This is a genomic window from Kitasatospora sp. NPDC091335 (genome assembly GCF_044757205.1).
In the GTDB taxonomy this organism is placed as follows: domain Bacteria; phylum Actinomycetota; class Actinomycetes; order Streptomycetales; family Streptomycetaceae; genus Kitasatospora.
In genome coordinates this window covers 668075-680780 of record NZ_JBIVUM010000001.1, presented here as the reverse complement: position 1 = coordinate 680780, position 12706 = coordinate 668075, and the positions used below count along the sequence as shown (strand labels likewise).

The following is a 12706-nucleotide window of genomic DNA, read 5'->3' as shown; positions in this document are numbered from 1 at the left end:
GTGCACGCGTGCAAGCTCACGCGCACCTGCTCACGAACACCAGTTGACGGCCCATCCGCCGTCGCCCCACTCGGGAGAGTCGTCCATGCCCCTGAACCGCCGTGACTTCGTCACCCGGTCCGCCGCCACCGCCGCCGGCGCCGCCCTGGCCGGTGGCGCCGCCCTGGCCGCCGCCCCCTCCGCCGCGGCCGCCCAGCCGGACACGGCGGCCGCCAAGGGTCCGCAGCGCAAGCCGCGCACCCAGGCCTTCACCGTCATGGGCACCACCGACCTGCACGGCCGGGTGCTCAACTGGGACTACTTCACCGACGCCGAGTACACCGACAAGGCCCACAACGCGGTCGGCCTCGCCAAGATCTCCACCCTGGCCAACCAGGTGCGCGAGGAGAAGGGCTGGAACCGCTGCCTGCTCATCGACTCCGGTGACACCATCCAGGGCACCCAGCTGTCCTACTACTACGCCCGGATCGAGTCGATCGACACCGAGGCCGACACCGTGCCGGACCACCCGATGGCCGTCGCCATGAACCTCATGGAGTACGACGCCGCCGCGCTCGGCAACCACGAGTTCAACTACGGCATCCCGCTCCTGAAGGCCTACCAGGACCAGCTGGAGTTCCCGCTGCTGGGCGCCAACGCGCTGAACGCGAAGAACGAGAAGCCGGCCTTCAAGCCGTACGTGATCAAGGAGCTGCGGCTGGGCGAGGGCCGGCCGCTGAGGGTCGGCATCCTCGGCCTCACCAACCCGGGCATCGCGATCTGGGACAAGGCCAACGTCAGCGGCAAGATGGTCTTCCCCGGCATCGTCGAGACCGCCGCCACCTGGGTGCCGCGGATGAAGGCTGCGGGCGCGGACGTCATCGTGGTCTCCTCGCACTCGGGCTGCGACGAGGCGACCACCTGGGGCGACCAGCTGCCCTGGGCCGAGAACGCCTCGGTGGCCCTGGCGGAGACCGTCCCCGACATCGACGCGGTGCTGGTCGGCCACGCCCACAAGGAGATCGCCCAGCGCCTGGTCGTCAACAAGAAGACCGGCAGGACGGTCGTGCTCTCCGAGCCGCTCTGCTACGGCCAGCGGCTGACCTGCTTCGACTTCGAGGCCGAGTTCGCGGGCGGTGCCTGGAAGGTCTCCTCGGTCTCCTCCCGGCTGCTGAACTCCAACACCGTGCCGGAGAACCCGGAGATCACCGACGCGATCGCCGGGCAGCACAAGAAGGTCGTCGCGTACGTCAACCAGAACATCGGCAGCAGCAAGATCGCGCTGTCGATCGCCGAAGCCCCCTTCAAGGCCACCCCGATCATCGACCTGATCGGCAGGGTCCAGGCCGACGCCGTCAAGACGGCACTGGCGGGCGGGCAGTACGCCGGCCTCCCGGTGCTGGCCCAGGCCGCCCCGTTCAACCGCACCGCCCTGATCCCGTCCGGCCAGGTGAAGCTGCGCGACGCCGCGGGCCTGTACATCTACGAGAACACCCTGGAGGCCCGCATCCTGACGGGCGCCCAGCTCAAGGACTACCTTGAGTACTCGGTGAAGTACTACAACCAGCTCGCCCCGGGCGCCCCGGTCGACAAGGACACCCTGACCGGCGCCGAGGCCACCCCGGACTACAACTACGACTCGGTCTACGGCCTGAGCTACGACATCGACATCGCCCAGCCGAAGGGCCGGCGGATCGTCAACCTGTCCTTCCAGGGCAAGCCGATCGACCCGGCCGCCGAGTTCGTCCTCGCCGTCAACAACTACCGCGCCAACGGCGGCGGCAACTTCCCGCACGTCGCCAAGGCCAAGATGATCTGGTCGGACTCCGACGAGATCCGCAACACCATGATCGCCTGGGTGAAGGCCAAGGGCACCATCGACCCCGCCGACTTCTTCACCGACTCCTGGCGCCTCGTCCGCGCCGGCCAGCCGGTCTTCTGACCGACGCTCCCACCGGAAGGCCGTCGCCCCCGTCGGGGCGGCGGCCTTCCGGCCTGTCCGGTGGAAGAATGGCTCCATGAGCGAGTTGCAGATCCCGGAGCGCCACGCGCGGCTGCTGGCCTACGCGCAGAGTCTGACGCCTCCCAGCGGTTGGAAGATCGAGATCTCCGGCGACGAGATCATCATGATGGCCGGCCCATCGGTGATCCATCAACGCAACCTGCTGCTTGTGCGCGAGCAGTTCGACGCCCACCGCCCCGCCGACCTGATGCCCAGCGAGAACACCGACCTCGCCTCCCCGAACGTCGGCAAGCTGCGCAACCCCGACCTGACCTACATCCCGCTTTCGGCGCTCGAGGAGGGCGGCAACCAGGTCCCCGCCGAACAGGCCGCCATCGCCGTGGAGATCGTCTCCCCGTCGAACCCGGAGAACGACCTGGTCGGCAAGGTCCGCGACTATCCGCTGATGGCCATCCCGCTGTACCTGCTGATCGACCCTCGCGAGGGCGAGCTGACGCTCTACTCCGAGCCGTCCGGCAGCGGCTACCACCGTCAGTGGAGCGGCAGGTTCGGGGACCCGGTCCCGGTCCCGGCCCCCTTCGACTTCACGCTCGCCACCGACGCCCTGGTCCGCTACCCGGCCTGAACGGTCGAGTGCCACGGGCCTCCCGGCGGCAGCCGCCGGGAGGCCCGCACATTCGACGTCCCCGGATCGGAACCGGATCGGAACCGGATCAGAAGGGGAAGACCGCGCGCTCGTGCTGGACGGAGATCCACTTCACGGTGGTGAAGGCGTCCACCGTGGCCTCGCCGTTGAGGCGGCCGACGCCGGAGTTCTTCTCGCCGCCGAAGGGCACGCCCGGCTCGTCGGCGATGGTGCCGCCGTTGACGTGGATCATGCCGGTCTCGACCCGCTGGGCGACCTTCACGCCGCGCTCGACGTTGCCGGTGTGCACCGCCCCGCTGAGCCCGAACGGCGAGTCGTTGGCGAGCCGCACGGCCTCGTCCTCGCCGTCGAAGGGCACCAGCAGCACGATCGGGCCGAAGAGTTCGTTGCGCAGGATCGGCGCGTCCTCCGCGAGGCCGGTGAGCACCGTCGGCGCCATCAGGCTGCCGACCGTGGTGCCGCGCAGCAGCGCGGTGGCGCCGGCCGCGACGGCCTGGTCGACCTGGGCGTCGAGGGCGTCGGCCTGGACGGGGTTGATCAGCGGGCCGATGTGGGTGGCCGGGTCCCTCGGGTCGCCGACGACGAGCGAGGCCACCTTGGCGACGAACTTCTCGGTGAACTCGGCCTCGACGGCGCGGTCCACCAGCACCCGGTTCGCCGACATGCAGACCTGCCCCTGGTGGACGAAGCGGCTGAACACCGCCGCGTCCACGGCGTGGTCCACGTCCGCGTCGTCCAGCACGATCAGCGCGCTGTTGCCGCCGAGCTCCAGGACCGTCCGCTTGAAGTGGCCTGCGGCGACGGTGGCGACGTGCCGGCCGACCTTGTCGGAGCCGGTGAACGAGATCACCTTGGGCACCGGGTGCTCCAGGAAGGCGTCGCCGACCTCGGCGATGTCCGTGATCACCACGTTCAGCAGGCCGGGCGGCAGGCCCGCCTCCTCGAAGAGCTTGGCGATCAGCCCGCCGCCGACCACCGGGGTCTCCTGGTGCGGCTTGAGGACGACGCCGTTGCCGAGCGCGAGCGCCGGGGCGACGGCCTTGAGCGCCAGGTACAGCGGGAAGTTGAACGGGCTGATCACGCCGACCACGCCGACCGGCAGCCGGTAGAGCCGGTTCTCCCGGCCCTGGGCGGGCGAGGTCAGCAGCCGGCCCTCGGGGGCCACGGACTGGTACAGGCAGTCCCGCAGCAGGTCCTTGACCAGCGACAGTTCGAAGCCCGCCTTCAGCGCGGTGCCGCCGAGCTCCGCCATGATCGCCCCGACGATCTCCGGCTCCCACTCCTCCAGAAGCCGCAGCGCCCGCTCGAAGACCAGCCGCCGCTGGTACGGGTTGGTGGCGGCCCACTCCTTCTGGGCGCGCTGGGCCGCGCGGTAGGCCAGGTCGACCTCGGCGACGGTGGCGACGGTGATGGTGGCGAGCTTGTCCCCGGTGTAGGGATCGACGTCGACGATGTCCCAGGAGCCGCTGCCCGTGCGCCACTCGCCGTCGATGTACTGCAGCGCCAACTCGGAGAAGTACGACATCTGATCCCTCTCATGCACCGACCTGATGAGACATCATCGTACTGACGTATTACAGCTCCTGGCGCACCGCGTACAGAAGATCGCGGGTCAGTTCCGGGCTCAGGCTGTCGGCGACCAGGTCGTCCATCGCCTGCCGGTACTCGGCCACCTCGGTCGGCTTGTCGAGGTAGAGCGCGGTGGTGAACTGCTCCAGGTACACCACGTCCGCCAGCTCGGCCTCGGCGAAGCCCAGGACGGTGAACGCGCCGCTCTCCGCGCTCAGTCCGGCGTTGCCCAGCGGCAGCACCTGGAGCCGGACGTTGGGCAGCTCGCCGAGCTCCAGCAGCCGGTCCAGCTGGCCGCGCATCAACCCGGGACCGCCCCAGGGCCGGCGCAGCGCGGCCTCGTCCAGCACGGCGACCAGCCGCGGCGCCCGCTCCCCGGTGAGCACCCCCTGCCGCTTGAGGCGTACGTCGACCCTGCGCTCGATCTCCTCCGGACCGTTGGCGTGGCAGCCGGCGGTGACCACGGCCCGGGCGTAGTCGGCGGTCTGCAACAGCCCGTGGACGAACTGGACCTCGTAGCTGCGGATCTCGGCCGCGGCCTCCTCCAGCCCGAGGTAGTTCTGGAACCAGCCGGGCAGCACGTCCCCGTACTCGTGCCACCAGGAGCTGGCGTTGGCGTCGCGCAGCAGCCCGAGCACGGTGGCCCGCTCCGGCTCGGCCTCGACCCCGTACAGGGTCAGCAGGTCGGCCACGTCACGCTCCTTGAAGCCGACCCGGCCGAGTTCCATCCGGCTGATCTTCGACTCGGAGGCCCGGATCGAGTACCCGGCCTCCTCCCGGCTGACGCCTCTGGCCTCGCGGAGCTTGCGCAGCTGGGTGCCGAGCAGCAGACGCCGTACGGTGGCGCCCCCGCCTGCCTGAGTCGTGCCCATCGAAGTCACCCTCCGCACTCGCCCAGCCCCCCGGCCGTCGGCCGCAGTCTGCCACCTGGCACCGACGAACAACAGCCCGCTGCCGGGGAACCGCCGGGGCCACGGACGACTCCGGCCACTGCCGGCCACCGTACGTCCGGGCCCCGCAGCTCAGGGCCCCGAAAGTTCCCGGCCCCGAAGTTCCGGGCCTCGAAGTCCCGGACCCCGAGGTGCTCGACCGCTCCCGGCGCCGCCACCGTCAGGGCACGCGACGGCGCCCGCCCTCCAACTGGTCGGGGAAGAGGGCAGGCGCCAGGAGACCGCGTTGGCCCGGCGACACTGGCGGGGGCAGCGGGTTGAGCTCCCGGCGATGCGGCGCCGGGGGTTCGGTGGGGCCGGTCGGACCGTCGGCCGTCAGACCACCAGGGGGCGGTCCGTGGGTCGGATCGGAGCGGGAAGCGGGGTCTTGCCGCCCAGGTACGAGTCCACCGCGGCAGCGGCCGAACGGCCCTCCGCGATGGCCCAGACGATCAGTGACTGGCCACGGCCGGCGTCTCCGCAGACGTACACGCCATCGACATTGGTGGCGAACCGGCCATCGCGGGCAATGTTACCGCGCGCGTCGAGGTCCGCTCCCAGCTGCTCGACCAGCCCGTTGCGCACGTCCGTCCCGGTGAAGCCCATGGCCAGGGTGACGAGCTGGGCGGGGACGGCCCGCTCGGTGCCCGGGACGGGCTCGAACCGGCCGTCCCTGAACTCGACCTCGACCAGGTGCAGTTCCTGGACGTTGCCGTCCTCGTCGCCGGCGAAGTGGGTGGTGCTGACGGAGTAGATCCGCTCGCCGCCCTCCTCGTGCGCGGAGGTGACCTTGTACGTCATCGGCATGGTCGGCCACGGCTGGTTCCCGGGCCGGTCCTCGCCGGGCCGCGGCATGATCTCCAGCTGGGTGACGGAGGCCGCCCCCTGCCGGTGGGCGGTGCCGACGCAGTCCGCGCCGGTGTCGCCGCCGCCGATCACGACCACGTGCTTGCCCTTGGCGCTGATCGGCGACTCCACGAAGTCGCCCTCCTGCACCTTGTTGGCCAGCGGCAGGTACTCCATGGCCTGGTACACGCCCTTGAGCTCGCGCCCGGGCACCGGCAGGTCGCGGGCCGTCGTGGCGCCGGCCGCGACCACCACGGCGTCGAAGCGCTCGCGCAGCTGCTGCCCGGTGATGTCCTCGCCGACGTGCACGCCGGTGCGGAACCGGGTGCCCTCCGCCCGCATCTGCTCGACGCGGCGGTTGATGTGGCGCTTCTCCATCTTGAACTCGGGGATGCCGTAGCGCAGCAGCCCGCCGATCCGGTCGGCCCGCTCGTACACCACCACGGTGTGCCCGGCCCTGGTGAGCTGCTGGGCGGCGGCGAGGCCGGCCGGTCCCGAGCCCACCACGGCGACGGTCTTGCCGGACAGCCGTTCCGGCACCTGCGGGATGACCCCGCCCCGGTCCCAGGCCTTGTCGATGATGGTGACCTCGACGTTCTTGATGGTCACCGCGTCCTGGTTGATGCCGAGGACGCACGCGGACTCGCAGGGAGCCGGGCACAGGCGGCCGGTGAACTCCGGGAAGTTGTTGGTGGCGTGCAGCCGCTCGATGGCACCGGTGAAGTCGTCCCGGTAGGCCAGGTCGTTCCACTCGGGGATGAGGTTCCCGAGCGGGCAGCCGTTGTGGCAGAACGGGATGCCGCAGTCCATGCAGCGGCCGGCCTGCTTGGTGATGATCGGCAGGAGGCTGCGCTCGACGTAGACCTCGTTCCAGTCCTTGATCCGCACGTCGACCGGGCGGCGCTCGGCCAGCTGCTTGGGCGTGGTCAGGAAGCCCTTGGGGTCAGCCATTTGCCGCCTCCATCATCTTGCGCGTGGTCTCGGCCTCGGAGAGGCCGTCGCGCTCGGCGGCGTCCTTGGCGGCGAGCACTGCCTTGTAGTCGGTCGGCATGATCTTGGAGAAGCGGGAGACCCCGCTGCCCCAGTCCGCCAGGAGCTCGGCGGCGACGGTGGAGCCGGTCTCCTCGTAGTGCTGCTGCACGGTCTCGCGCAGCCAGTCGCGGTCAGCGGCGGTGGGGGCCTCGATGCCCACCATCCCGTCGTTGACGTTCGCCGGGCGCAGGTCCAGGACGTACGCGATGCCGCCGGACATGCCGGCCGCGAGGTTGCGTCCGGTCTCGCCGAGGACGACGACCCGGCCGCCGGTCATGTACTCCAGGCCGTGGTCGCCCACGCCCTCGACCACCAGGGTGGCCCCGGAGTTGCGGACGGCGAAGCGCTCGCCGGCCTTGCCGCGCAGGTGGACGCGGCCCGAGGTGGCGCCGTAGCCGATGGTGTTGCCGGCGATGACGTGGTTCTGCGCGTCGTTGCCGATGGCCGCGGCCTCGCGGGCCGGGCGGACGACGAGCACGCCGCCCGAGAGGCCCTTGCCGACGTAGTCGTTGGCGTCGCCCTCCAGCCGCAGGGTCACGCCGCGCGGCAGGAACGCGCCGAAGGACTGCCCGGCGGAGCCGGTGAAGGTGACGTCGATGGTCCCCTCCGGCAGGCCCTCACCGCGGTACCGCTTGGTCACCTCGTGGCCGAGCATGGTGCCGACGGTGCGGTTGACGTTGCGGATCGGCAGCTGCACCCGCACCGACTCGCCGCGCTCCAGGGCGTCCTCGGCCAGTGCGATCAGCTGGTTGTCCAGGGCCTTGTCCAGCGCGTGGTCCTGGGTGGTGGTGCGGTGCCTGGCGGCGCCCTCGGGCAGCGCCGGCACGTGGAACAGCGGAGCCAGGTCGAGCCCGGCGGCCTTCCAGTGGTCGATCGCGGCCCTGGCGTCGATGTGCTCGGCGTGGCCGACGGCCTCCTCGATCGAGCGGAAGCCCAGCGAGGCCAGGATCTCCCGGACCTCCTCGGCGATGAACTCGAAGAAGTTGACCACGAATTCGGGCTTGCCGGAGAACCGCTCGCGCAGCACCGGGTTCTGGGTGGCGACGCCGACCGGGCAGGTGTCCAGGTGGCAGACGCGCATCATGATGCAGCCGGAGACCACCAGCGGGGCGGTCGCGAAGCCGAACTCCTCGGCGCCGAGCAGCGCGGCGATCACCACGTCGCGGCCGGTCTTCAGCTGGCCGTCGGTCTGCACCACGATCCGGTCGCGCAGCCCGTTCAGCAGCAGCGTCTGCTGGGTCTCCGCGAGCCCCAGCTCCCAGGGGCCGCCGGCGTGCTTCAGCGAGGTGAGCGGCGAGGCGCCCGTCCCGCCGTCGTGGCCGGAGACCAGGACGACGTCCGCGTGCGCCTTGGACACACCCGCCGCGACCGTCCCGACGCCGACCTCGGAGACCAGCTTCACGTGGATGCGGGCCGCCGGGTTGGCGTTCTTGAGGTCGTGGATCAGCTGCGCCAGATCCTCGATCGAGTAGATGTCGTGGTGCGGCGGCGGCGAGATCAGGCCGACGCCCGGGGTGGAGTGCCGGGTCCTGGCGACCCACGGGTACACCTTGTGGCCGGGCAGCTGGCCGCCCTCGCCGGGCTTGGCGCCCTGGGCCATCTTGATCTGGATGTCGTCCGCGTTGACCAGGTACTCGGAGGTGACGCCGAACCGGCCGGAGGCGACCTGCTTGATCGCCGAGCGGCGCTCCGGGTCGTACAGCCGGTCCGGGTCCTCGCCGCCCTCGCCGGTGTTGGACTTGCCGCCGAGGCGGTTCATCGCGATGGCCAGCGTCTCGTGCGCCTCGCGCGAGATCGAGCCGTACGACATGGCTCCGGTGGAGAAGCGCCTGACGATCTCGGAGACCGGCTCGACCTCCTCGACCGGGATCGGCTCCTGCCCGAGCCCGTTCAGCCGGAACAGGCCGCGCAGCGTCATCAGCCGCTCGGACTGCTCGTTCACCCGGTCCGTGTACTGCTTGAAGATGTCGTACCGGCGGTTGCGGGTGGCGTGCTGGAGCCTGAAGACGGTGTCCGGGTCGAACAGGTGCGGCTCGCCCTCGCGGCGCCACTGGTACTCGCCGCCGATCTCCAGCGCGCGGTGCGCGGCCGGGATGCCGGAGGCGGGGTACGCCTTGGCGTGCCGGGCGGCGGTCTCCCTGGCGAGCTCCTCCAGGCCGATGCCGCCGAGCTTGGTGGTGGTGCCGGCGAAGTAGCCGTCGACGAGGTCCTGGGAGAGGCCGATGGCCTCGAAGACCTGGGCGCCGCGGTAGGAGGCGACGGTCGAGATGCCCATCTTGGACATGACCTTGAGCACGCCCTTGCCGAGCGCCTTGATCAGGTTCTTGATCGCCTTCTCGGGCTCGACGCCCTCGATGAAGACCCCCTGGGCGACCAGGTCCTCGACCGACTCCATCGCCAGGTACGGGTTGACGGCACCCGCGCCGTAGCCGATCAGCAGCGCGACGTGGTGCACCTCGCGGACGTCGCCGGCCTCGACCAGCAGCGACACCTGGGTGCGCTGCTTGGTGCGGATGAGGTGGTGGTGGACGGCGGAGGTGAGCAGCAGCGAGGGGATCGGCGCGTGCTCGGCGTCCGAGTGCCGGTCGGAGAGCACGATGATCCGGGCGCCGTCGGCGATGGCGGCGTCGGCCTCGGCGGCGATCGCGGCCAGCCGGGAGGCCAGGCCCTCGCCGCCGGCGGCGACCTTGTACAGACCGGAGAGCGTGACGGCCTTGAGGCCGGGCTGGTCGCCGTCCGCGTTGATGTGGACGAGCTTGGCCAGCTCGTCGTTGTCGATCACCGGGAAGGTGATGCCGACGGAGCGGCAGGCGGCGGCCTCGGCGGCCAGCAGGTTGCCCTCCGGGCCGAGGTTGGACAGCAGCGAGGTGACCAGCTCCTCGCGGATGGCGTCCAGCGGCGGGTTGGTGACCTGCGCGAAGAGCTGCACGAAGTAGTCGAACAGCAGGCGCGGCTTCTCGCTCAGCGCGGCGATCGGCGAGTCGGTGCCCATCGAGCCGAGCGCCTCGCCGCCGGTCCGCGCCATCGGCGCGAGGATGACCCGCAGCTCCTCCTCGGTGTAGCCGAAGGTCTGCTGGCGGCGGGTGACGGAGGCGTGGGTGTGCGCGATGTGCTCGCGCTCGGGCAGCTTGGCGAGCTGGATCTGCCCGCCGTCCACCCACTCCTCGTACGGGTGCTCGGCGGCGAGGGCGGACTTGATCTCCTCGTCCTCGACGATCCGGCCCTCGACGGTGTCCACCAGGAACATCCGGCCGGGCTGGAGGCGGCCCTTCCTGACGACCTTCTCCTGGTCGATGTCGAGCACGCCGACCTCGGAGGAGAGGACGACCAGGCCGTCCTCGGTGATCCAGTACCGGGCCGGGCGCAGGCCGTTGCGGTCGAGCACGGCACCGATCCGGATGCCGTCGGTGAAGGTGACGCAGGCCGGGCCGTCCCAGGGCTCCATCAGGTTGGAGTGGTACTGGTAGAACGCGCGGCGGGCCGGGTCCATGGTGGCGTGGTTCTCCCACGCCTCCGGGATCATCATCAGCACCGAGTGCGGCAGCGAGCGGCCGCCGAGGTGGAGCAGCTCCAGGACCTCGTCGAAGGAGGCGGAGTCGGAGTGGTCCGGGGTGCAGATCGGGAAGATCCGCTCCAGGCCCTGCCCGTTCCCGTTGGCGGGGATGAGGTCGGTGGCGAGCTGGGACTCCCGGGCCCGCATCCAGTTGCGGTTGCCCTTGACCGTGTTGATCTCGCCGTTGTGCGCGACGAAGCGGTACGGGTGGGCGAGCGGCCAGCTCGGGAAGGTGTTGGTGGAGAACCGCGAGTGCACCAGGCCGATCGCGGACGCGTAGGTGCGGTCCGACAGGTCGGGGAAGAAGGGCTCCAGCTGGCCGGTGGTCAGCATGCCCTTGTAGACGATGGTGCGGGCGGACAGCGACGGGAAGTACACCCCGGCCTCGCGCTCGGACCGCTTGCGGGCCACGAAGGCGACCCGGTCCAGCTCGATGCCGGCCAGGCCGGCCTTCGCCAGGAAGAGCTGCCGGAACCGCGGCATCACGCTGCGCGCGGTGGCCCCGAGCAGGTCCGGGGTGACCGGGACGTCGCGCCAGCCGAGGACGGTCAGCCCCTCCTCCAGCGCGATCGCCTCGATCCGGGCGACGGCGGCCGCGCAGGTCTCGTCCTCGTCCGGCAGGAACGCGATGCCGACGGCGTAGGACCCGGCCGCCGGGAGCTCGAAGGCGACCTTCCCGCGCAGGAAGGCGTCCGGGATCTGGGTCAGGATGCCCGCGCCGTCACCGGAGTCCGGATCGGCGCCGGTGGCGCCGCGGTGCTCCAGGTTGCGCAGGACGTTCAGCGCCTGCTCGACGATGGTGTGGTCGGCGATGCCGGTCAGCGTGGCGACGAAACCGACGCCACAGGCGTCGTGCTCGTTTCGCGGGTCGTACAGGCCCTGAGCAGCAGGTCGCGCATCCGGCACGAGCGCGTACGGCCGGCGGGCGGCGCCGGCCTGGTGCTCGTTGGCGGAGTGCATGGATGCAGACAGCATCGGCTCTCCCGTCGTCGTCTTTCGGCAAGTTGATGCAAGGAGGGACGACGTTGGCCCTGATGCGATGGTGCAAGTTACATGATGCCCGTGATCCTGAGAAGCGAAATATCCCGTCCACATGGCGGAATGACGCGCAGGTCAGAGGGTGTGTGAGGGGACGCGCCACAGTGCGCGTCCCGACGATTGTGCCCAACCGTCCGCGGCCTGAAACAGCGGCGAAACCGGATCGTCATGGAAGCCGATCATGGTTGCCTGCGAATCCATCCCGGGAGCCCGTCCGCGGATGCGAATCCGCGGCGAAGGGGCTCGAATGATGAGACAGTGCCAGGCCCCGCTCGCCGTCCATGTGTGAAACGTCACGCACTGACCAGCATAGTCATGCACGCCCGCGGTTAGCCCACATGGCCGCCGATCAGCAACCCGAGCAGGTAGGTCACCCCGGCCGCGGCGCCGCCCAGCACCAGCTGCCGCAGCCCGCTGAACCACCAGCTGCGCGCCGTCACCCTGGCCACCACCGCACCGCACAGGAACAGCCCGGCGCCCGCCAGCAGCATGGCGGGCAGCAGCGTGGTCGCCCCCAGCAGGTACGGCAGCAGCGGCAGCAGCGCGCCGAGCGCGAAGCACAGGAAGGACGAGCCGGCCGCCACCAGCGGCGAGGGCAGGTCGGTCGGGTCGACGCCCAGCTCCTCGCGGGCGTGCACCTCCAGGGCCAGCTCCGGGTCCGCGGACAGCTGCCGGGCCACCTCGTGGGCCAGCTCCGGGTCCACCCCGCGCGAGACGTACAGCTGGGCCAGCTCGGCCAGCTCCCCGTGCGGGTTGCGGCTCAGCTCCAGCCGCTCGACCTCGATCTCGGCCTGGACGAGCTCCCGCTGCGAGGCCACCGAGGTGTACTCCCCCGCCGCCATCGAGCAGGCGCCGGCCGCCAGGCCCGCCAGCCCGGTGAGGATCACCGTCCCGTTGGAGGCCGCACCGCCGACCACACCCGTCATCAGCGCGAAGTTGGACACCAGCCCGTCCACCGCCCCGAACACGGCCGGCCGCAGCCAGCCCCCGTTGACGTCCCTGTGGTGGTCGGCCGCGGGTATCCGGGGCTGGTGTCCGGCGTCGGCCTCCACGGTGATCGCACTCATCGTCATTCCCCTCCGTCGTCGTTCGTCAGCCCTGAACGTAGCCCTTCTGACCTGGGCATTTCCAGCAAAGTAAGGCTGTCCGAA

General features: G+C 70.8%; 7 protein-coding genes. 2 read left to right on the top strand and 5 right to left on the bottom strand.

Going from position 1 to position 12706, the window contains the following annotated elements:
- Nucleotides 1–85: 85 nt before the first annotated feature.
- Both ACIQOW_RS03050 and ACIQOW_RS03045 read left to right on the top strand, forming a co-directional pair.
- Complete coding sequence (locus ACIQOW_RS03050) at nt 86–1921, top strand: bifunctional metallophosphatase/5'-nucleotidase (RefSeq protein ID WP_401079142.1); 1836 nt, start codon at nt 86–88, stop codon at nt 1919–1921.
- Nucleotides 1922–1997: 76 nt separating this feature from the next.
- Entirely contained in the window at nt 1998–2567 is a 570-nt protein-coding gene (locus tag ACIQOW_RS03045; RefSeq protein WP_401079140.1) for a Uma2 family endonuclease, read from the top strand.
- Nucleotides 2568–2655: 88 nt separating this feature from the next.
- Here the strand turns inward: ACIQOW_RS03045 and ACIQOW_RS03040 are convergent, their stop codons facing one another.
- The 5 genes from ACIQOW_RS03040 to ACIQOW_RS03020 all read right to left on the bottom strand — a co-directional run bounded on the left by ACIQOW_RS03040 (nt 2656) and on the right by ACIQOW_RS03020 (nt 12622).
- Entirely contained in the window at nt 2656–4113 is a 1458-nt protein-coding gene (locus ACIQOW_RS03040) for an aldehyde dehydrogenase family protein (protein ID WP_188296925.1), read from the bottom strand.
- A gap of 49 nt (nt 4114–4162) precedes the next feature.
- Nucleotides 4163–5029, bottom strand: coding sequence for a helix-turn-helix domain-containing protein (locus tag ACIQOW_RS03035; protein WP_401079138.1), 867 nt, complete (start codon nt 5027–5029; stop codon nt 4163–4165).
- 393 nt (nt 5030–5422) lie between these two features.
- Nucleotides 5423–6883, bottom strand: a complete 1461-nt coding sequence (locus tag ACIQOW_RS03030) for a glutamate synthase subunit beta (RefSeq protein ID WP_188296917.1) — start codon at nt 6881–6883, stop codon at nt 5423–5425.
- Nucleotides 6876–11477, bottom strand: a complete 4602-nt coding sequence (gltB, locus tag ACIQOW_RS03025; protein WP_401079785.1) for a glutamate synthase large subunit — start codon at nt 11475–11477, stop codon at nt 6876–6878. Before gltB ends, ACIQOW_RS03030 begins: the two co-directional genes overlap by 8 nt.
- Before the next feature lie 407 nt (nt 11478–11884).
- Nucleotides 11885–12622 (bottom strand): VIT1/CCC1 transporter family protein, encoded by a 738-nt coding sequence (locus tag ACIQOW_RS03020; protein ID WP_223244298.1) that lies wholly within the window; start codon nt 12620–12622, stop codon nt 11885–11887.
- Between the last annotated feature and the right edge of the window lie 84 nt (nt 12623–12706).

What these genes read in the sequence shown, in the direction of transcription:
- ACIQOW_RS03045 (WP_401079140.1), top strand. Translation starts at nt 1,998, where the DNA reads ATGAGCGAGTTGCAGATCCCGGAGCGCCACGCGCGGCTGCTGGCCTAC.
- ACIQOW_RS03050 (WP_401079142.1), top strand. Translation starts at nt 86, where the DNA reads ATGCCCCTGAACCGCCGTGACTTCGTCACCCGGTCCGCCGCCACCGCC.
- ACIQOW_RS03030 (WP_188296917.1), bottom strand. Translation starts at nt 6,883, where the DNA reads ATGGCTGACCCCAAGGGCTTCCTGACCACGCCCAAGCAGCTGGCCGAG.
- ACIQOW_RS03035 (WP_401079138.1), bottom strand. Translation starts at nt 5,029, where the DNA reads ATGGGCACGACTCAGGCAGGCGGGGGCGCCACCGTACGGCGTCTGCTG.
- ACIQOW_RS03020 (WP_223244298.1), bottom strand. Translation starts at nt 12,622, where the DNA reads ATGAGTGCGATCACCGTGGAGGCCGACGCCGGACACCAGCCCCGGATA.
- gltB (WP_401079785.1), bottom strand. Translation starts at nt 11,477, where the DNA reads ATGCACTCCGCCAACGAGCACCAGGCCGGCGCCGCCCGCCGGCCGTAC.
- ACIQOW_RS03040 (WP_188296925.1), bottom strand. Translation starts at nt 4,113, where the DNA reads ATGTCGTACTTCTCCGAGTTGGCGCTGCAGTACATCGACGGCGAGTGG.